Raw genomic sequence first — 21019 nt, 5'->3', positions numbered from 1 at the left:
AGGAAGATCATCTACTCGTTCTGAGAGGGTTGGTTTCATCCATTGCCTCCTAGTAGTCTGTTTAATCGTGCAATTGCTCACTCAGACTACTGTGTGGCTGCTCATTTGGCTACTGAGTTACCCAAATGAGCGAACGGTGAGAAAGGTGGCGTGGTGAGGAATCCCCCGCGCTCTTTAGCCGGGGGAGGATGTCAAGAGTCTCAGGATAACGGAAGAGCGCGGTGACATCCTCTCCTCACCACGCCGTAGGGGTTTGGTAACCAAACCCCTACTGAATGGGGGTCAACTAAACATGCTGCTTACTGAACTATCTTCATGAATGCGCCAGATGGTTTCTCCTAGCAAGTTGGCGACTGAAAGCACGGTAAGCTGCTTAAAGTAATTGTCTTGGGCAATTGGAATTGTATTAGTGACAATCACTTCCTCAAAGATTCCACTAGAGAGGCGTTCAATCGCAGGTGGCGAAAAGACCGCGTGAGTAGCACAAGCATACACTTGCCGCGCTCCCTCTTGACGCAGAATTTTGGCACCTGCGGCAATCGTCCCCGCCGTGTCAATCATGTCGTCTACCAAAACAGCCGTTTTTCCGTTGACATCTCCAATCACATTCATGACTTCTGCGACATTATGCGCTTGGCGTCGCTTGTCAATAATCGCTAAGGGCGCATCATTGAGCTTTTTGGCAAAAGCCCTGGCTCTCGCTACCCCTCCTACGTCGGGGGAAACAATCACCAGATCAGGTAATTGCTTGCTTGCCAGATAGTCCAAGGTTATTGGAGAACCGTAGACATGATCAAAGGGAATATCGAAATACCCTTGGATTTGGGCAGAGTGTAAGTCCATGGCTAACACCCGATTCGCCCCCGCCTCAGTAATCAAATTTGCCACTAACTTAGCGGTAATTGACTCCCGTCCTGCGGTTTTGCGATCGGCTCTAGCATAACCATAGTATGGAATAACAGCAGTAATCTGCCGTGCGGATGCTCGCCGACAGGCGTCAATCATAATCAGCAACTCCATCAGGTTGTCGTTTACCGGATGGCAACTTGGCTGAATTAGGTAAACGTCGCACCCACGGATGGATTCTTGAATTTGGATGTATAACTCGCCATCCGCAAATCGCTTGCGAACCATTGGTCCGATGTCCATGCCCAAATAGCGAGCAACCTCTTGTGCCAGTGGCACATTGGCAGACCCTGAAAACAGTCGGAGACGATTATTATCCGCGATTAGCGGCAGCGTAGGCTGAAGCGTTAACGTTGCAGAACGGCTCACAGCAGACCCTCGAAGCTCATTTCAAGGCAATCTTAACATTTGCTGTTCTCTATCGTTCTACTATTTCTCATAAATTGACAAATCGGGCAATCGTAATCCTTGCCCCCAAGCCCAAAGATACCACTGGTTTTAGATTTGCTGCTTTGGGATGCTGCCTAAGTTGTTCATTTCATCCATTTGACACAGTAGTTTTTCCATCGAATTGACTGAAATATGCAATTATTAATCAAACTCATCCCAACAGGCTGAATAATTATTTCTTTTTTTATAAACTCGTGAGCCTTAAAATAAATCAGTCAAAAGCCGGAGGCGGGACAAACCCACTTGAGTAAGTACCTCGACACCTAGAGCTATAAGCTGTTCGGCATTTAAACCTTAATGTCAATAATGGCTCTCATCCTCGGTGGGCGAACATCTTGCTCGTTACTAATACCCCATTTAAATGCATGACAGCTTAGCCAAATGCCCACAATCGGGAAAAAGCGACGAGTCCTAGGGATAGCTTAGCCTAGGTACGTCACATAAAATAAATGTAATAAATGCCAGGAAGTGACCTTCTTCTCATAGAATTTATAGTTGTAGACGAGGAACTCACCATCCTGTTTTCGCCTAAACTCCAATTCACAAGCTCATGGAACAACCGATCGCCTCTGGAACTATTCTGCAAGCCCGTTACCACTTGATCCGGGTTCTGGGTCAAGGGGGATTCGGTCGCACTTACCTGGCGGAAGACCTGAATCGGTTTAAAGAACTCTGTGTCCTCAAAGAATTAATTCCGCCTCAGATGGAAGCCTATACGTTGGAGAAGTCCAAAGAACTCTTTCAACGGGAGGCAACCACCCTCTATCAAATTAAACACCCTCAAGTCCCCGAATTTCGAGCCACCTTTGAGCAGGATGGACGGTTGTTCTTGGCACAAGACTATGTTGAGGGGAAAACCTATCGAGAGTTACTCAATGGGCGCTTAGAAGGGTTGGCGGGTAATCCCACACCGGGATCGGAAGCTGTGGGTATTCCGACGCCACCTCAGAGTACGCATAAGGGAAACCCTGTCTTCTCAGAAGCCGAAGTTAAGCAGCTACTACAGCAATTATTACCCGTACTAGAACATATTCACAGCAAGGGAATCATCCACCGCGATATTACTCCCGATAATATTATTCTGCGCGAGGGCGACAAACTCCCCGTATTAATTGACTTCGGTGTGGTCAAGGAACTCGCTACCCGTTTGCAGTCGCCGGATATGGCAACCCCAGCCACAACAGTTGGTAAACTAGGCTATGCCCCCAGCGAACAAATTCAAACGGGTAAATCCTATCCCAGTAGTGACCTCTATTCCCTGGCGGTAACCGCCGTTGTCCTACTGACAGGCAAAGAACCTAGGGAGTTACTGGATAATACCCAGTTAACCTGGAACTGGCAACGATGGGTTAGTGTGAGTGACGAATTTGCCCGGATTCTGAACCGGATGCTAAGTTATAGACCAGGCGATCGCTACTCATCTGCAACAGATGTATTACAAGCCTTGCAATCTCCGCCTCCCCCAGCCGCCTCTGCACCCGAACCAAACGCCAATGTCTCACGTATGGCAACAGTAGCCGTGGGACGACCTCCAGAACCGCAAAGGACACCAGCTAGAACAGCAGCACCGTCACAACCCGTAATTCCGGAACCCGATAGTGACTCGATTTGGGAAAAACCTGGGGTTATTGTGGGAGCGGGTACAGTACTGGCTTTGACTGTATTGTTGGGTTCTTGGGCAATTTTTAGCCGATTAAGAGAAGAACCGACTCCCCCAGAAATAATTGGCGCGTCTCCTTCCCCCACTGAAACGGAATCACCGTCTCCTTCCCCCACTGCAACAGAATCACCCTCTCCTTCTCCCACTGCAACAGAGTCCCCTTCACCCTCACCTACTCCCACCCTACCGCGAACCTATAGTCAGACGTTGAATCTGTCTGTTGGTGAACAACGTTCTATAGAACGCTCATTACAGCCGAATGCGATTGTAAACTACCAGATTCAGGCAGAACAAAACCAGACCTTGGAGGCATTTATTCCCACCGAAGGCGTCTACATGACTGTCCTCGGACCCGATGAGCAACCCCTAGGGAATCGGGCGACAAGGGTGCAGCAATGGCGAGGTCAACTCCCCTTTACCGGGGAATACACCGTTCAATTAAGTTTAATTCCGGGACTTCCAGAAACCGATTACCAACTTAATTTAAACTTAACTGAAGCTCCCCAACCCACACCTTCGCCCACACAAAGTCCATCTCCATCTCCATCTCCATCTCCTTCTCCCACTTACGAAACCGAACAGCTCGTAATTCCCCAAGGAGAACAGGCAATTCAGTTTCAAGGTCAAACCGCACCGCAACGGGTAAAACGGTATCGCGTCAACGTCGAATCAAATCAGCAACTAGGGGTAGAAGTAATCCAAGGTGATGTCACCTTAAATATCCGCAATCCCAATGGTCAGATAATCGAAGATGCCTATGCCTCAAACGTGAAATTTTGGCAGGCACCATTGCCTCAAGGAGGTAACTATATTATTGATGTGATGGCTCAAAGACCAACCAATTTTACCCTAGGTGTCAGTCTCACTAATCCTTAGTTCAAAGTCAAACAAAGGACAAAAGACAAAGGATGAATGACAAATGACCAAGACATTACTGATTACAGGTACAAATACTGATGCGGGCAAAACGGTATTGACCACTGCCCTCGCCGCCTATTGGCAAACCTATTATCCGCAAAAACGTCTGGGAATTTTTAAGCCGATTCAAACGGGAACAGGGGATTGGGAACATTATCACCAGTTATTGAACCTGGATCAAACCCCTCAAGACATTGCCCCTTTACAATTTAAGCACCCTGTCGCCCCGCCAGTCGCGGCAGAACGGGAAGGACGACCGCTAGAATTAAAAATAGTCTGGCAGGCATTAAATCGCCTCCAGCAGCAACGGGACGTGGTGTTAGTTGAAGGATTAGGAGGACTCGGTTCACCTGTAACCCATGAGTTAACCGTGGCAGATATTGCCAGAGATTGGAAACTACCCAGCGTGATTGTGGTGCCTGTGGAACTAGGCGCGATCGCACAAACGGTGGCAAATGTTGCCTTAGCACGTCAGTCGGGCGTTCTCCTTAAAGGAATCGTCCTCAATTGTGTTCAGCCTCGTTCAGCCACAGATATTGCCGATTGGACACCCATTGAGTTGATTCAGTCGCTGACACAGGTTCCCATTTTAGGCATCTTGCCCCATTTAACTGATCCCACTCACCTGAGCAAACTGGCTCAAGTGGCATCTGAGTTAGAAATAGAGCGATTATTCTAGTATCAGGGAAAATCCTGGTGCTGTTTTAAGAATTCAAGCAAATCTCTTGAAATACCTGAATTTCTGTAACAGGTATATCAACATCATGGTGAATATCAAGGAAAATTGGAGAACTATCAACTACTTTTTTCAGGTAATCACCTATTCCCAATAATTTCCTGGGTCATCTACGTGATCTATTCCCTTAATCAATCCATGATTAAGCAGCTTTACATTTAATATCCCTACCCATCTTAGTCCAGTTAAGGCTAATGACCCATAACAAATGACCCATAATCAAATGACCAATGACCACCCTAACGTCTGCGATTGACCGCTATCCGCTGACGGTTACGCCAGACACCTGTCTGTGCGACGTCATCGCCCTCCTCAATCAAGGCACTCACTCCTGCCCATTTCCATCTGGGACAGAACTTTTGGGTTCAAGTCATAGTGATGGAACAGATGGGAGCTGTGTCTTAGTCATAGAAGGGGAGCAGTTAGTTGGGGTGATAACATCGCAGGATTTGGTTCAAATTATAGTATCAGGAAGCCCCCTAGAAAGTCTTCATGTTGCCGAAGTGATGACTCGGCAAGTGATTACACTCAAGCAATCTGAGTTGTCCGATGGTTGGCGAATTCTGAATTTATTTGAATACCATGGTATTCGTCACTTACCCGTGGTCAATGATGAACATCAATTAGTAGGAGTTGTGACACCTGAGAGCCTGCATCATGTTTTGCCATGCACTGAACTGTTGAAAAGACGTCGAGTCCCAGACGTGATCACACCCGAATTTATTCATGTTTCCCCGACAAACTCTGTGCTAACTATAGCACAACGGATGGCAGAATATAGAGTTAATTATGTAGTCATTGCAGAACAACAGAAAAACAGGATCTCTGAGCGGATAGATTCGTTAAATTCAGCAGATTCAAAACCATTTCTATTCCCCATTGGTATCATTACCGAACAAGATATTGTCCAATTTAAGGCATTGGCACTTGATTTAAGCTTACCAGCTCATACACTGATGAGTTTTCCACTACTGTGCGTGAGTCCAGAAGAGTCGTTATGGAAAGCCTATCAGAAAATGCAGCAGTGGCGAGTACAGCAATTAGGAGTCTGTAGCCATCAAGGAGAACTGTTGGGCATGGTTACTCAAACCAGTATCTTACAAAACCTTGATCCAGCACATTTGTATCGCGTTATTCAAGACTTACAGCAGCACCTGAGTCAACAGGGTCAAATTATTGCCTCACTCCAAGCTGAAAATCGGCAGCTACAAAAAAATAGCGATGGGGAAGATGGGGGTAAGTTTAGTAACATCAGGGTGACAAATAACAGTAGTAGTGAAACCCATCCCTACAGACGGGCTATGGCAGGTCTGATTCCTCAAAACGCAGAGGATAAAATAGAAAACTCCTGGGATAAAGTAATACCCATGGAACTGAGGGAGTGTCAACAAGGGCAAGGGATTCTCCAAAATTTAAACCGTATTCTCAAAACTCTTAGTGAATCCCACCGAATTTTGGTGAGTGCAACCCAAGAATCTGAGTTATTTCAGAAGATTTGTCGGCTGATTGTGGAGGTAGGAGGTTATCAGGGAGCTTGGGTTGACTTAATAACTGACGATATGTCCCAAAGGGTGCAACTTAGGGCTGGGTTTGAAGCGTCAAAGAAGAAAGAAGGTAAAGAAGAAAAGATTTCAATTAAGGAACAATTTGGCAAGGTAGAAGGATATGATCACGGTTTAGCCGGACATAGTAATAGAAGCCAGAAAACATCAGATATAAAACACCAGACACAAGGGTCTGAACTGAATAATTATGATAAGAACCCTTATCTAAAACAATTGATTATACCTGGGGTAAACCAATCTTCAGGTGAGTCTCCTATTGATAGAGTTCTGCAAACTGGACAACCGATAGTTTGTCGCCATATTCAGACTGATCCGAAGTTTACACCCTGGCGATCGCATGGTTTACAGCAGGGCGATGAAACTCTAATTATCCTGCCATTACAGGTTAAAGATCAACCGTTGGGTGTATTGACTATTTACGCAGTGAACTCTGGAGCATTTGCGCCGGAAGAGGTGCAGTTATTGAAAGAATTAGCCAATGATTTAGCCTCCGGTATTGAAGCTTTACACATCCGCCTTGCCCGTGAACAAGCTGAAGCCGAATTATGTCAGTTAAATCAGCAACTCGAAAGTCGCGTACAACAGCGCACGGCTCAACTTCAACAAGTCAGGGCACAGGAGGAACTGCGACAAAGCGAAGAACGATTTCGGACAGTTGCTAACTTTACCTATGACTGGGAATATTGGCTTAATCCGGAAGCTCAGTTTATCTATGTGTCTCCTTCCTGTGAGCGGATTACGGGGTATTGTGCAGATGAATTTCTCCAGAATGCGAGTTTATTGGAGTCGATTATCCATGCAGAGGATCGAGAAAAATTTGCCCAGCATAGGTGTGCCACTGCGGTGAATCAGAGGGTCTCAGGAATTGATTTTCGCATCCTGACTAAAACCGGAGAATTGCGTTGGATCTCCCATATTTGCCAATCTGTGCAAAGTGCTGAGGGAGATTGGTTGGGAATACGAGCGAGTAATCGGGATATTACAGAACGAAAACAAGCTGAGGAAGGGTTGCGAGAGAGTGAAAAACGTTTCCGGAGTATGTTTGATCAAGTTGCTGTAGGAATTGTCCAAGCCACTTTATCGGGTGAGTTTTTGTGGGTTAACCAAAAGTTTATTAATTTAGTTCAGTATAGTGCAGAGGAACTGCAAAACAAGACCTGTAAAGACATTACTCACGCTGATGATGTTGACCAGGAACTTAGTTGCCTGGATCAGTTATTGGCAGGAGAAATTGATACCTTCTCCCGTGAAAAACGCTATATGCGTAAAGATGGATCTGAGGTTTGGGTGAATTTAAGTGGATCGCTGATACGGGATAGTAAGGGTGAACCGAAATCTTATATTGGTGTGGTGCAAGATATCAGCGATCGCAAACAGGCACAAGCAGCGTTGCAGAGACTGAATGAGCAACTGAAAGGGCGGGTAAATGAACTAGGTATCCGCAACCGAGAAATGGTGTTATTAGGGGAATTGAGTGACTTTCTCCAAGCCTGTTTAACGGTTGATGAGGCATATCACGCGATCGCGACGTTGGTTGCTCCCTTATTTCCAGAGAGTTCGGGTGGAGTATTCGTGATTAATCCCTCTGAGAATTGGGCAGAAGCCATGGCAACTTGGGGAACCGCTTTGGCGAGTCAGACGCTGTTTTCGCCTAAGGCATGTTGGGCATTACGTCGGGGACGTCCCCATTGGGTAAACCAGTCACAATCAGGTTTACGCTGTCCTCATATTCACTCAGACATCTCTCCCTTAGAATCCTTTTGTGTGCCAATGATGGCACAAGGAAAAGCGTTGGGAATTTTATATATTAGTTCGCAACAACCGGGACAATTGACGGAGGCGAAACAACGGTTAGCCCTAACGGTGGCGGAACATTTAGCCCTGTCGTTAGCGAATTTAAAATTACGGGAAACGCTGTCTCAACAGAGTATTCGAGATGCGTTGACTGGGCTATTTAATCGGCGTTATATGGAAGAGTCTTTAGAGCGGGAAATTCATCGGGCGCAGCGTCATCAGCGACCGATGGGGATTATTATGTTAGATATTGATCATTTTAAATATTTTAACGACACCTTTGGTCATGAAGCTGGGGATATTGTTTTACGAGAATTAGGCATATTTTTACAACGAAATGTTCGGGCGTCGGATATTGCTTGCCGTTATGGAGGTGAGGAATTAATCCTAATTTTGCCAGATGCTTCACTTGCTGATACGAAGCAACGGGCAGAACAAATTCGCCAAGATGTTAAGGATTTGCAGATCGAGTATCACCATCAACTCTTGGATGCGATCGCGATTTCTGTGGGTGTGGCGGCGTTTGCTGAACATGGTTCCACGGCGGAGGAATTGATCGCGGCGGCGGATCGGGCGCTTTACCAAGCAAAAGCTCAAGGGCGCGATCGCGTGGTTGTAGCAAGTAGCTAGAGCGGCGGGGATGGAAATACTTGAGCAGCTGCGTAGATACGATGAAGCAGAGGGAGGATGTAGAGACGTGCCATGGCACGTCTGGGAGCAGAGGGATCTGGGGGAGATCTACAAGGGGATGAGAGTAAGCCGGATTTAGTATTAAAGGAAGATATCTCCAGATTTGCTCCGGAGGCATCTTTGAGTCCTAGGTATAGTATTACAAGTTGTTAAACAATCATGGTTGTTACGTCTTCTACCCCCCCTACCGTTAACGGTTCTGAGATCCGACGTGAGATTCGCGCCTTGCAATCTCAGCTAGTCGAGTGGCGGCGGCGCTTGCACCAACACCCGGAATTAGGATTTACTGAACACCTAACCTCTGCATTTGTTTCCCAAAAGTTACAGGAGTGGGGAATTGAACATCAAACGGGTATTGCCCAAACCGGGATCGTTGCCATAATAAAGAGCGATCGCACAGGTCCGGTGTTAGCGATTCGGGCGGATATGGATGCATTGCCCGTTCAGGAAGAAAATGATGTTCCCTACCGATCGCAACATGATGGAATTATGCACGCTTGCGGTCATGATGGACATACTGCGATCGCATTAGGAACAGCCTTCTATCTTTCCCAACACCGCCAAGACTTTGCCGGAACCGTCAAATTCATTTTTCAACCCGCTGAAGAAGGACCCGGAGGCGCTAAGCCGATGATCGAAGCCGGCGTCTTAAAAAATCCGCAAGTCGATGCTATGATTGGGCTACATTTGTGGAACAATTTACCCCTCGGCACAGTTGGCGTTCGCAGTGGTACCTTAATGGCAGCAAGCGAGCGATTTCAGTGTAAAATTTTAGGCAAGGGGGGACATGGGGCAATGCCCCATCAAACCCTTGACGCGATCGTTATCGGTACTCAAGTGGTCAACGCCTTGCAAACCATTGTGGCTCGTAATGTTGACCCAATTGATTCAGCTGTGGTTACAGTGGGAATGTTTCAAGCTGGTACAGCTTTTAATGTCATTGCTGACAGCGCCCATATTAGCGGCACAGTGCGGTATTTTAATCCGCAATTAGGGGGTTATTTCAGCCAGCGCATCGAGCAAGTAATTGCAGGTATTTGTCAGAGTCACGGGGCGCAGTACAAACTAGACTACCAGCCGCTTTATCCGCCTGTAATCAATGACTCACAGATAGCCGAATTGGTGCGATCTGTAGCGGCACAAATCGTCGAAACACCCACAGGAATTGTACCAGAATGCCAAACCATGGGCGGGGAAGATATGTCATTTTTCCTAGAGGCTGTACCGGGTTGCTATTTCTTTTTGGGCTCAGCGAACCCCAGTAAAGATTTAGCCTATCCCCATCACCACCCCCGGTTTGATTTTGATGAAACTGTGTTAGCAATGGGAGTAGAACTATTTGTTCGCTGCGTCGAAAAGTTTTGCCAGTAATTCTCGGCATTCGGGAAACCTGACAATCTAGGGTGTGCCTGCCATATCAATCAAACGCGAAACCAGGGTAAGGTAAAGACTTCAAGGCTTTTACAGCTTTTCCCCTGCTCCTTTCCCTCGCGTGGATTCCCTGGGATGGGTGTATCTATCCCCAACGAGTCCCACCATTGGCAAATCAAACCCTAGAAAATTATAGAGGAATTACCTCCCTCAGGAGAAGCCTATGTCAGCCCCCATCTACCTGAAAATACTCTCAACCCTAACCTTATGCCTAACCACCCTAGGGTTCATGTCATCGGGATTAACCCAACCCATTGTTTCCGATGATAGTACCGATACGATTGTGACTCCAGATGGCAACCGTTTCGATATTCAGGGGGGTCAGTTGTCAGGAGATGGCGCGAATCTCTTCCACAGTTTTAGTGAGTTTGGCTTAGACTCTGGACAGATTGCCAATTTTTTATCCAACCCATCTATACAGAATATTCTCTCACGGATTACTGGCGGTGATCCATCGGTTATTAATGGGTTAATCCAAATCAGTGGCGGCACATCTAATCTGTTTTTGATGAATCCGGCGGGTATTATCTTTGGCAATGATGCTCAATTAAACGTCCCCGCCGCGTTTACTGCTACAACGGCGACAGGTATTAGTTTTGGCGATAACTTTAACTTATTTAATGCCACAGGGATCAATGATTATACGTATCTGGTGGGAGAACCCAATGGCTTTGTTTTTAACACACCTGAACCAGGTTCTATTGTTAATACAGGAACCCTGGAAGTCGATTCTGGGCAGGATCTGAGTTTAATTGGCGGTACGGTTGTGAGTACGGGTGAGTTAGTCGCCCCAGAGGGTCAAATTACCGTAGCCACGGTTCCTGGTAATCAATGGCTTCGGATTAGTCAAGCGGGGCATTTGTTGAGTTTAGACGTTCCCGTCGCTGCGACTGAAGTTCCGTTTACTCCCCTTTCTCTTCCGCAACTGCTAACGGGAGGAACCGTTAGTAATGCTACGGGTTTGTCTGTGAATGATCAGGGTGAAGTTGCCCTAACAGGTTCAGGGATTGCCATTAACAAGGGTGATGTGGTTGCCAATACGGTAACTGGAGGAACGGCGTTACTTTCAGCAGAGAATAATCTCACGTTGGTGGAGAGTCAGTTAACCACTACAGATGATTTGCAACTATTGGCGCAGGATACAGTACAGGTGCGGGATACTGTGGCGAATCCATTTAGGGCAGAGGTGGGGGGGGATCTTACTATTCAGGGTGAACAACGTATTGATATTCTGACGCTGAATCACCCGGGAACACCCTTTCAAAGTGGTGGCAATTTGACATTAGTCAGTGATGGTTCCATATCGGTAGATGCCCATTTGAAGAGTGGCGGTGATTTTTCAATTCTGAACCGATTAGGAGAACCCGCTAACTTTGTTAGTTTTTATGATCCAATTATTACCTCTGAGGGAAATTATAACGTTGGAGCTTACAGTGGACCTGCACTTAAGGTTGAGGCGACAGGTGACATTCGGGGAAGAAATATTACGATTACAGAACCTGATCAATCGGGGATGATTCCTACTACTGATCCAGATTTTGTTCTTCTAACCACAACGCCATCCCTAATTCTGCGCTCAGATACAGGTAATATTCAAGTCGCTAGAATTAGAACAAATTCTACCAATGTTGACTTTGATGCGGGTTCGGTGATTTTTGAAGCGGTGGGTGATATTAGATTTACCGGAATTGATACGGCTTGGCGAGGAACAACAGGTTCGGGTCAAGGTGGTGATATTTATATTAAAACGACGAATGGAAGCATTATCGGTATGACACCGGGCGTCTTGAGAAATATCGTATCGGATAGTATAAACGGGAATTCTGGAAATATTACCCTTGAAGCGCCTAATGGAAGTATTGACGTAGCCAATATTCTAGCTAAAAGCAGAAGCAATGGAGATGGTGGTAATATTCAAGTTATTGCTGGCGGTGATGTGATTAGTGGGAATATCCAGTCAAGTGGTGATAATGGTGGAAATATTGTAATTAGAAGCGGTGGACAAATTGATACCACTACCCGTATCGATAATGAAGGTGTTAATGAAGGAACAATACAATCCTGTAGTCAGGATGATGGTTGTTCTGGTACTGGCGGAAATATCACCCTTGAAGCCGAAATAATTTTGGCAAGAGGGATAGAGTCTAATGGTTCTATCGGGGGTAAAATTAGCCTGACAAGCAATGAGATCCAGCTTTTGCCAGCGTCGAGTAAACCAGAACTTCCCTATATCAGAGGCACAGGAGTCTTAGATATTCAAGCATTTACAGGGGAAGAAATAACCGTAAACACGGCAGGGAATGACCTCACTCTCGATAATCCTCTCCAGCTTGGGGGCAATGTCAGTTTCAATACGAGTGGTGGTAAGATTACCTTGAATGGCACAGTTGATGGAGAGTATGATTTAAGTTTAAATACGGATACGGGTACAGCAATATTTAATGGTATTGTGGGTAGTCTCAATTCATTAAATGTTATCAGCACTGATGCTAATGGAAAAACGATCATTAATCGTGATATAACCGCCAACCAGCTAGAATTTAATAATAGTGTAGAAGTGCTGTCAAATTCAACATTAAACTTGACACAAGGCGAGGTGCAGCTATCTCCGAGAATCGATTTCAGGTCAAACCTTGAGTTAAAAGCTGACCTCGTTATCAGCACGAATAAAAATAGTCAAATCAACTTCAATAACACCGTTGATGGAACTCATAATTTGACTATATTAAACCCTGGGGTAACGAGCTTTTTTGGTGAAGTTGGCAGTATCAATCGTTTAAACACCATCAGTACAGATGAAGCGGGAACCACCCAAATTAATAAAAATATTACGGCTAATCAACTTGACATCCAAGATTCAGTAGAGGTGCTGTCCGACTTATCGTTAACGGCAGATAAAATTGACTTTGGTTCAACGATTACGGGGACAAATCGTAATCTGATTCTTCAATCGTCAAATACGGCTGATATATTTAGCCTAGCCGGATCAGAGAATTCCCCAGATGAAACGGGATTCCAGGATGGTTTTAAAAGTCTGACAATCCGCAATCTGAATAGTGATGGGCAAATTGATTTAAGCAATCTTACTTTCAGTGATCCGGTAACGATTGAATTGCCTGATGGAGTGATAGTGATTAAGGGCAATGTTAGTGGCACAGATGATGCTTCAATTACACTCAATAGCACAAGTATTAACCTAAATGCTAATATCACTACTGAAGGCGGTGGTATAGCTTTTAATGCAGACAAGGTTGAACTGAGTAATGACGTTACTCTCAACAGTGGTAGTAACCCGATTGGCTTTCAGGGTACAGTTGATGGCAATCATGATTTGACAATATTAAGTTCGGGTACAATCACCTTTGGCGGCGCGGTTGGTAGTACTACCCCACTAGATACTCTCACCACAAATGCTGGCGGAATAACTCAATTCCAGGGGAACGTTACGGCAAATCGTTTGAATTTGCAAGATCCGGTAGATGTGCTATCCAATTTATCCCTAACCGCCGCAGCAATTGACTTGAGTTCAATTGAGACAAGCACAAATAAAACCTTAACTCTTCAACCTCTAAATCCTAACCAAGACTTTAGTTTAAATGGTGGGATATTTAAAGACGGTTTTCCGACTATAACCATTGGTCGAGAATCAGGGGGTGGTACAATTACACTGGATAATAATTTTACGTTCAGTGATCCCGTTACGATTCAGTCGCCTAGGGGAGACATTGTTGTCAATGGTATAGTGATGGGTGAAAATAATGCCGCGATTACCCTCAATGCTGCTACGACAACGCTGAATTCTAATATCCTCACCTCAGGTAGTAATCTTACATTCTTAGGAGACAGGGTTAATTTAGGGGCTGATGTTGACCTGAATGCGGCAGGTGGTACGATCAGATTTGATGGTATCGTAGAGGGCGATCGCGACTTACGCATCTTCAGTACCGGAAACACTACATTCTCAGGTGCTGTGGGTAGTGTCACACCGTTAAACAGCCTCACCACTGACGCTGGAGGAACCACCCAATTTGGCGCAAATGTTACCGCGACTCGTTTAACCATCCAAGATACCCTCGCCGTCTTATCGGATTTATCCCTAACTGCATCAGAGATTACCTTGGGTGCAATGGTAACGGGATCGAATACTAATCTGGTTTTGCAACCGCTCAATTCCACTCAAGACTTTACCTTCACCGCAGGCGTGTTTGAAGAAGGATTCCAGAGTCTGAGGATTGGTAGAGAGAATGGTAGTGGCGCGATCGCACTCAATGGTAATCTCACGTTTAGTGACCCAGTGACTATCCTATCACCCATAGGTTCAGGTTCAATCAGCGCTACAGGTACGATTACCGGATTGGATAATGCTACTGTCAACCTACAGGCAAATCAAGATATTAACGTAAACGATATTACGGCGAATGCGGGGATTTCTCTCACCAGTAATCAAGGTGCTATTACTACCCGAAATCTGAATACATCAGGAGTGAATCAAGGCGGAAATATTACAGTAAAAGCCAAAACTGAAATTCAAGCCGGTGCAATCAATTCCAGTGCAACTCAGGGCGATGCTGGAGATATCACCTTAGATCCAGAAGGCGATATCGAAGTTGATTCGATTAATGCTCAAGGTGGAACAAACGGCAGGGGTGGCAACGTAGATATTACCACAGAACAATTTTTCCGAGCAACTGATACATTTGGCGATCGCACGGGTACAACAACCAGTATCTCCACCACAGGCGGGAATGGAGGTGGATCAGTGATCATCCGCCATCAGGGAGGACGAATTATCCCCTTCACCGTCGGGGAAGACTACAACGACATGAATGGTACCAGAGGCGCGATCTCGACAGGAAACGATAATCAAATTATCCAGGGTTCCTATCCCAATCCCTATACTCAGGGAATCGCACCAAGTCAGATTCAACTGATTACACCGGAAACCCGCCGTGCATCGTCATCCGAAAATCCGCTGATTATGCAAAAAGAGTCGCCCTCACAAGTTCCAGTTGAAACCAGCTTACCATCTGTAAATATTGACACCCTATTTGGCGCAATTGATACGGCTTATACGCAAGAATTTGAATCCTATCTCGACAAATCAGGCACTCAAATTCTCACCCTAAGTGAGGCGCGTCAACTATTGCAAGATATTACCCAAGCAACAGGGGTCAAACCAGCATTAATTTATGTAATGTTTGTTCCCAGTAGCATCTCTTCCCCATCGGCTACCCCCCAGGACAATGATCAGCTAGATCTCGTCTTAGTGACAGCCCAAGGAGAACCGATTCAGAAATCCATACCCATCACCCGCGCTGAAGTTTTACAAGTGGCGCAACAGTTTCAACAAACTGTAACCAATGTCCGAGATGCTAAGGGTTACTTAGCCCCAGCGAAACAACTCTATGAATGGTTGATTAAGCCATTGGAAGCTGACTTAAAAGCCCAAGACATTCAAAACTTGGTGTTTGTTATGGATAAAGGTTTACGTTCCATTCCCGTAGCCGCCCTACACAACGAACAGCGATTTTTAATCGAGAATTATAGTGTAGGAATTATGCCCAGTTTAAGCCTCACCGATACCCGCTTCCAAAGTGTGAAAGATACCCAAGTATTAGCGATGGGGGCAGCAAAATTTAGCGATCAAAAGCCTTTACCCGCCGTTCCTGTAGAATTAGAAGTAATCACTCAGAAACTATGGCAAGGTCAATTTTTCCTGGATGAAGGCTTTACTCTAGATAATCTTAAAGCCCAACGAAAAAAACAACCCTTTGGCATTGTTCACCTCGCCACCCATGCTGATTTTCGTCCCGGCGCTATCTCTAATTCCTATATTCAGTTATGGAATAGTAAGCTACGCCTTGATCAATTACCAGAATTGGGGTGGAATAATCCCGCTGTAGAATTACTGGTACTCAGCGCCTGTCGTACTGCATTAGGGGATGAAAATGCTGAGTTAGGCTTTGCTGGATTAGCCGTGCAAGCGGGAGTAAAATCAACCTTAGCCAGTTTGTGGTACGTCAGTGATGAAGGCACATTAGCGCTAATGACCCAATTTTATGATCACTTAAAAACCGCTCCAATTAAAGCAGAAGCCTTACGACAGGTGCAAATCGATATGCTTAAGGGGCAAGTTCAACTGACAAATGGTCAACTGATTACGTCTGCGGGAACGATATTGTTACCCTCTGAACTGCCACAATCACAAGATTTTACCCATCCTTATTATTGGGCGTCTTTCACTATGGTGGGGAATCCGTGGTAAAAATAAGTCATAAGGCAGACATGGGATTTTCAGTGTATCTGTATAGAGACAGGTTCAGGGAATAACGTTTGTAGCAGCGATAACGCTTCATCAAACCCGCCCTCACGGATATTGATGGTGAAGGCAGGTTTGTTATCTCTAACGCCCTGAAATCGGTGGTCTAGCGCGAGTTGGGATGGTACTCTGGTGGTAAACCTGGATTAAACATCACCACAAATTGGGCATTCGGCATCAGACGGTAGAGAATGCGAAGATGCCCATCAGCATCGGAACGGTTGCGATATTGCGCTACGGTAATTCGTTGCATATTGGGTAGCAGGCGAACCAGCACCCAAGGATAAAAGCGTTCTTTGTAAGGCATAATTGACTTGTCTCCATGTGTCATTGGAGCCAGAGCCAGCGTCGTCCCGTGGAAAGTTCGTGCGCTGGCTCATGACTTGAACCTATATTACAAATATATTTAGGGCTTTGTCTACTTAGATAAATAGATTTAAAGTTAAGGGAACTAGGAGGCAATGAGTTCAGGAAGTAAGTTAACGAAGCTAAGGAAACGGTTGGGACTAACTCAGAAACAAGTCGCTGATGCGATAGGCGTCACCGATCAGACAGTCAGTAACTGGGAAGCTGGCAGATTTGAACCTCGACTCACCATTAGTCAGACACAGGCTTTATGTCGCGTCTTGCAATGTCCTTTAGATGAACTTCCGAGTTTTCAGGATGCACAGAAGTCAGACTGAAACGTGAGTGTGAATTGTGTAGGGGCGGGTTTCACCACTATCTATTCGGTTGCAACCCGATGTTACTAAACCCGCCCCGACTCAGGTTTTAGACTTCAGCGACATTTAACCTAATCTAATGGTAAAAACAATCCTCAATCCTCAACTCTTTTCTCGAATCCACCACGATCGCACGAGGCGAATTTCATCATAACTATAATCCTCTCCCAACTGTTCCCGCAAGCTTCTCAGGGAGTTAGTGCCAATCTTCTGAATCGCTTGCAAGATTGGCTTTTGCCGTTCGACTGGCACCAATTGGTTTAAATCCACGGGTTGGTTCTTTTCAATTAGCTCACTCAAATGAGTAAGAATAGTGCTAGGAATATAACCCCGTCTTTCAGCAATTTCCTCTATACTCAATCCTTGCTGATACAGTTGTAAAGTGGTCATTTGACTATTTGAAGGTAGAGGTACGGGTAACTTTTGCTCCTGGCAAAATTCTCTAACTTCCGAAACAAACCGCTCTCCATACTGAGTCAACTTATGAGCTGTTATACCTGATATTTTGGCAAACTCCTCCAGAGTTTTCGGTTTGAGTTGTGCCATTAACTTCAGGCTAGAATCAGCGAAAATAACATAAGGCGGAACCGATTGAGTATCAGCGATTTGTTTACGTAGCTTTCGCAATCTCTCAAACAGCAGTTCAATTTCTGCCGTTCTCGGATTAATATCCGATAAAGCCTTTGCCACTGGGGTTTGGGTAATTGCAATATGCACAGAACGTTGCTTGCGAAGAACTTCCCAACTCAGTTTATTTAGCTTCAGTACCCGATATCCATCCGTTGTTTCATCCATTAACCCCTGATGCAGGAGCGATCGCGCGAGCATTTTCCAAGCGTCAATGCTTTTATCCTTACCGATTCCATAAGTTGAGAGGAGGTGATGTCCATTCTGTTCCACCTTCTTTTTCTGTGAACCCCGCAGTACATCAATAATGTGAGTCATACCAAACCGTTCTCGACAACGCGCCACACAGGACAAAAACTTTTGGGCTTCAATCGTCCAATCTTCAATTGGTTTAGGATGGCAACAGTTATCGCAGTTATGGCAATTTCCCTTAAACCGTTCACCAAAATATCTGAGTAAAATGGTGCGGCGACAATCCGTTCCTTCGGCGTAGTCTCGTATTTGCTGTAACTGTTGACGGGCAACACGCTGTTCTGTTGGATCAGGTTTTTGATCAATAAAATAATCGAGTCGGGGAATATCACCGGGACTATAAAAAAGCGTACAATAAGCAGGTTCTCCATCTCGTCCTGCCCGTCCCGATTCTTGATAATAACCTTCTAAATTTCGGGGTAAATCGTAGTGAATCACAAAGCGGACATCCGGTTTGTTGATTCCCATGCCAAAGGCAATGGTTGCCACCATCACTTGTACGTCATCTCGAATAAAACGATTTTGATTTGTTGAGCGGTCAGTATCATTCATCCCGGCATGGTACGGTAAGGCAGAAATGCCATCTTTTTGCAGTCGAAAAGCCACTTCTTCAACGCTGCGACGACTGAGACAATAGATAATCCCTGAGCCTTTATAGGATTGAACTTTTTTGAAGAGTTGATTATAGCTTTGGCGCTGTTTGGGTTGAATTTCGTAGTAGAGGTTAGGGCGGTTAAAACTAGCAATATGGATACTGGCTTGCTTGAGATTGAGTTGTTGGACAATATCCTGCTGCACCCGCTTTGTGGCTGTAGCGGTAAGGGCTAGCATCGGGATATCGGGATACCGTTGGCGTAATTGTTGAATCTGCCGATATTCGGGGCGGAAATCATGTCCCCAAGCCGAGACACAGTGCGCCTCATCAACAGCAAAGGCAGAAATTCCCACCTGCGATCGCACTTGCTCTAAAAAGGGTGCAAATCGCTCTCCCAGCAGGCGTTCTGGGGCGACGTAGAGTAGTTTAATCTTGCCCTTGAGGATCGCCAGTTCCCGCGATCGCACCGCGTCCCAACTCAGGGTACTATTGAGAAACGTTGCCCCAATGCCGTTATCCACTAAGGCATCCACTTGGTCTTGCATCAGTGCAATCAACGGCGATACCACCACCGTTAACCCCGGTTTGAGTAAGGCGGGTAATTGGAAGCACAGTGACTTACCGCCCCCTGTAGGCATAATAATCAGCAAGTCACGATTCTGAAGTGCTTCTTCAACGATTTGCTGCTGTCCTGGGCGGAAGGTATCATATCCAAAAAACTGCTTGAGGGCGTCCTCCAAGGATTGCAACTGATACATGATGGATGCTGTGGGCGCTTATGACCCAATCATTGTAACAACCTCAGGTGGACAGTGAGAAACACTGATTGATAGCGCATTCCATGCACTCATCGTGCTTGGAGTCAACTCTCAACTTCATGAACCGCGCCTTACTTCGTGAAGACGCGGATTGGCAGAGATAACCTGTCAGTAGAGACCTTCCATGGACGGTCTGTACATGAATAAGGGCATGAGTTGGTAGGGGACAATCACTTCCGGACGCTTCTCTAGTTCGGCTTAACTGTAGGCTCAGGAATCTCTCTTGACTGGGTAATTCCAGGACACACCCTTACCAATGCCTTAAGAGACGTAAACATTACACGAGTGGATTATATCTATGAATCGTGTTCCAGTAGTTAGCAACGAAGGAAAACCACTGATGCCTACTAAGCCCTCCAGGGCTAGACGATGGGTCAAAGAAGGTAAGGCGGTGGGGAGATGGTCAGACCTGGGCGTTTACTACGTCCAACTCACTACGTCGTCATCGGCTGAGGAAGTGCAACCCATTTCTGTTGGAGTTGATCCTGGCAAGTCTTATTCCGGCATCGGCGTCCAGTCGGCTAAACATACCCTGCTCCAACTACATCTCATTCTCCCATTTGGACGGGTGAAAAAACGAATGGAAACCCGCGCCATGTTACGACGGTCTCGCCGGGGACGACGGATTAACCGGAATGTCCCATTCAAACAGCGTAACCATCGGCAGAAAAGGTTCGATAACCGCAAACAGTGTAAACTACCCCCATCCATTAAAGCCTCACGGCAATTGGAGTTAAGGGTAGTTAAAGAATTGGCGACCATCTTCCCAGTGGTGGCTATTGGTTATGAGAGAGTTAAAGCCGACATAGACCTTTCCCAACGCAAACGTGCCAAGTCGGGCAAGGGCTTCTCTCCGGTGATGACAGGTCAGAATTGGGCGATATCCCAGATGGAAAAAATCGCCCCCGTCTATGTCCGTCACGGCTGGCAAAAAGACGGGAACGGTACATCTCAACTCCGAACCCAATTAGGACTAGAAAAGGATAAAACCAACAAGTCCAAATGTATCCAATAATACCAAACTTGGGGAGGATTTTTTCTGATTCCCCCACCCTCCTGCACCTTTACCTTCATAATAAGAGTTAGAGACTTTATGAAGTAACGTAACAATGCCTAAAGCCATCTGGAACGACACGGTTCTCGCTGAGAGCGACAACTGTCAAATTGTAGAAGGAAACTACTATTTCCCCCCAGACTCGATTAATCAGCAGTATTTCAAGGAAAGCAGCACCCATACAAGCTGTCCTTGGAAGGGTCAAGCCAGTTACTATACCATCGAAATTGATGGGCAACAGAATAAGGATGCAGCGTGGTACTATCCCCAAGCAAAAGACAAAGCGAAAAATATTGAGGGCTATGTCGCCTTTTGGAGAGGGGTGAAAGTCGAAGCGTAGCTAGTATTGTAAAGTTTCAATAAGAATATAGTCAGATGTAGTCATGTTGGGTAATATATAGACATGAAACTCTCAGACTATGCCAAAAAAGCAGGAATCAGTTATCGAACTGCCTGGAGGTGGTGGAAACAAGGAAACTTGA

General features: G+C 45.8%; 11 protein-coding genes and 2 pseudogenes. 10 read left to right on the top strand and 3 right to left on the bottom strand.

Features of this window, described 5'->3' with window-relative positions:
- Positions 1 to 282: 282 nt before the first annotated feature.
- Positions 283 to 1275 (bottom strand): ribose-phosphate pyrophosphokinase, encoded by a 993-nt coding sequence (locus RIM23_RS22930; RefSeq protein ID WP_446369637.1) that lies wholly within the window; start codon positions 1273 to 1275, stop codon positions 283 to 285.
- 631 nt (positions 1276 to 1906) lie between these two features.
- Between RIM23_RS22930 and RIM23_RS22925 the strand changes: the two genes are divergently transcribed.
- The 6 genes from RIM23_RS22925 (at position 1907) to RIM23_RS22900 (ending at position 16415) form a co-directional block, all read left to right on the top strand.
- Entirely contained in the window at positions 1907 to 3892 is a 1986-nt protein-coding gene (locus RIM23_RS22925) for a protein kinase domain-containing protein (protein ID WP_446369635.1), read from the top strand.
- Between the two features lie 43 nt (positions 3893 to 3935).
- Positions 3936 to 4613, top strand: a complete 678-nt coding sequence (gene bioD, locus RIM23_RS22920; RefSeq protein ID WP_446369633.1) for a dethiobiotin synthase — start codon at positions 3936 to 3938, stop codon at positions 4611 to 4613.
- Between the two features lie 287 nt (positions 4614 to 4900).
- Positions 4901 to 8659 (top strand): diguanylate cyclase, encoded by a 3759-nt coding sequence (locus RIM23_RS22915; protein WP_446369631.1) that lies wholly within the window; start codon positions 4901 to 4903, stop codon positions 8657 to 8659.
- A gap of 72 nt (positions 8660 to 8731) precedes the next feature.
- On the top strand, positions 8732 to 8872 hold the full coding sequence (locus RIM23_RS22910; protein ID WP_446369629.1) for a hypothetical protein: 141 nt from the start codon (positions 8732 to 8734) through the stop codon (positions 8870 to 8872).
- A gap of 6 nt (positions 8873 to 8878) precedes the next feature.
- On the top strand, positions 8879 to 10090 hold the full coding sequence (locus RIM23_RS22905) for a M20 family metallopeptidase (protein ID WP_446369627.1): 1212 nt from the start codon (positions 8879 to 8881) through the stop codon (positions 10088 to 10090).
- Between the two features lie 223 nt (positions 10091 to 10313).
- Complete coding sequence (locus RIM23_RS22900) at positions 10314 to 16415, top strand: CHAT domain-containing protein (RefSeq protein WP_446369625.1); 6102 nt, start codon at positions 10314 to 10316, stop codon at positions 16413 to 16415.
- Between the two features lie 160 nt (positions 16416 to 16575).
- Here RIM23_RS22900 and RIM23_RS22895 read toward each other — a convergent pair whose 3' ends face one another.
- Positions 16576 to 16776: a hypothetical protein gene (locus RIM23_RS22895; RefSeq protein ID WP_446369623.1), complete on the bottom strand. Its 201-nt coding sequence runs from the start codon at positions 16774 to 16776 to the stop codon at positions 16576 to 16578.
- Between the two features lie 154 nt (positions 16777 to 16930).
- On the opposite strand from RIM23_RS22895, the gene RIM23_RS22890 reads away from it, so the two are divergent.
- Entirely contained in the window at positions 16931 to 17152 is a 222-nt protein-coding gene (locus tag RIM23_RS22890; protein WP_446369621.1) for a helix-turn-helix transcriptional regulator, read from the top strand.
- Between the two features lie 141 nt (positions 17153 to 17293).
- Here RIM23_RS22890 and recQ read toward each other — a convergent pair whose 3' ends face one another.
- Positions 17294 to 19423 carry a DNA helicase RecQ gene (gene recQ, locus RIM23_RS22885; RefSeq protein WP_446369619.1) on the bottom strand — a complete coding sequence of 710 codons (2130 nt, stop codon included), beginning with the start codon at positions 19421 to 19423 and terminating at the stop codon, positions 17294 to 17296.
- Positions 19424 to 19781: 358 nt separating this feature from the next.
- Between recQ and RIM23_RS22880 the strand changes: the two are divergent.
- From RIM23_RS22880 to RIM23_RS22870, 3 genes and pseudogenes are all read left to right on the top strand, one after another.
- Positions 19782 to 20486, top strand: a pseudogene (locus RIM23_RS22880) (RRXRR domain-containing protein); the annotation flags it as partial.
- A 106-nt stretch (positions 20487 to 20592) separates the two neighbouring features.
- Positions 20593 to 20877: a DUF427 domain-containing protein gene (locus RIM23_RS22875; RefSeq protein ID WP_446369617.1), complete on the top strand. Its 285-nt coding sequence runs from the start codon at positions 20593 to 20595 to the stop codon at positions 20875 to 20877.
- A 63-nt stretch (positions 20878 to 20940) separates the two neighbouring features.
- A pseudogene (locus RIM23_RS22870) lies at positions 20941 to 21019 on the top strand (IS607 family transposase); the annotation flags it as partial.

The sequence above is a fragment of the Coleofasciculus sp. G3-WIS-01 genome (genome assembly GCF_040223135.1).
In the GTDB taxonomy this organism is placed as follows: Bacteria; Cyanobacteriota; Cyanobacteriia; order Cyanobacteriales; family Coleofasciculaceae; genus Coleofasciculus.
This window is presented reverse-complemented; position numbering and strand designations above follow the sequence as displayed.

What these genes read in the sequence shown, in the direction of transcription:
- RIM23_RS22925 (WP_446369635.1), top strand. Translation starts at nt 1,907, where the DNA reads ATGGAACAACCGATCGCCTCTGGAACTATTCTGCAAGCCCGTTACCAC.
- bioD (WP_446369633.1), top strand. Translation starts at nt 3,936, where the DNA reads ATGACCAAGACATTACTGATTACAGGTACAAATACTGATGCGGGCAAA.
- RIM23_RS22915 (WP_446369631.1), top strand. Translation starts at nt 4,901, where the DNA reads ATGACCACCCTAACGTCTGCGATTGACCGCTATCCGCTGACGGTTACG.
- RIM23_RS22910 (WP_446369629.1), top strand. Translation starts at nt 8,732, where the DNA reads ATGGCACGTCTGGGAGCAGAGGGATCTGGGGGAGATCTACAAGGGGAT.
- RIM23_RS22905 (WP_446369627.1), top strand. Translation starts at nt 8,879, where the DNA reads ATGGTTGTTACGTCTTCTACCCCCCCTACCGTTAACGGTTCTGAGATC.
- RIM23_RS22900 (WP_446369625.1), top strand. Translation starts at nt 10,314, where the DNA reads ATGTCAGCCCCCATCTACCTGAAAATACTCTCAACCCTAACCTTATGC.
- RIM23_RS22895 (WP_446369623.1), bottom strand. Translation starts at nt 16,776, where the DNA reads ATGCCTTACAAAGAACGCTTTTATCCTTGGGTGCTGGTTCGCCTGCTA.
- RIM23_RS22890 (WP_446369621.1), top strand. Translation starts at nt 16,931, where the DNA reads ATGAGTTCAGGAAGTAAGTTAACGAAGCTAAGGAAACGGTTGGGACTA.
- recQ (WP_446369619.1), bottom strand. Translation starts at nt 19,423, where the DNA reads ATGTATCAGTTGCAATCCTTGGAGGACGCCCTCAAGCAGTTTTTTGGA.
- RIM23_RS22875 (WP_446369617.1), top strand. Translation starts at nt 20,593, where the DNA reads ATGCCTAAAGCCATCTGGAACGACACGGTTCTCGCTGAGAGCGACAAC.